Annotated in this window: 1 protein-coding gene; it reads right to left on the reverse strand. The window is 67.1% G+C overall.

Annotated elements, in window-relative coordinates:
* On the reverse strand, positions 1-428 hold a 428-nt coding region (locus J5M56_RS25890), incomplete at both ends, for a hypothetical protein (protein ID WP_207938172.1).

The following is a 428-nucleotide window of genomic DNA, read 5'->3' on the forward strand; positions in this document are numbered from 1 at the left end:
GGGACGAACTGCCCGCCGATGCCGACGGCGCACGCTATGCCGCTGATCCAGCGTGCCGCGCGGGCACGCGCGCCTTGCCGGCGGACGTTGCCGTCGCAGGCGAGGTCGACCGCCCATATCGGCCCCGCATAGTCGAGGCTCGCGCCGAGAATGGGGCCCAGCATGCGCGGCGTCGGATCGTGGCCCGCCTCGAATGCGAGGCTGACGACGAAGCCGTGGCCGGGATCGATTCTGTCGAACGTGACGATTTTCCGGCTCTTGTCCCGATTGAACGGATGGTCGCTCGCCAGTTTGACGCCGATCGCATTGACGCTTTCGAAGATCCTGACGCCGGTGATCGGCGCGGGCGCCAGTTGGAGCGTGAGCGGCTTCTTGCCGGACAGATCCGCCGCGACGATCGGCTCCTGGCCGCTGTTCCAGAAAAATAC

The organism is Pseudomonas sp. 51_B, assembly GCF_017491595.1.
Classification (GTDB): Bacteria; Pseudomonadota; Gammaproteobacteria; order Pseudomonadales; family Pseudomonadaceae; genus Aquipseudomonas; species Aquipseudomonas promysalinigenes.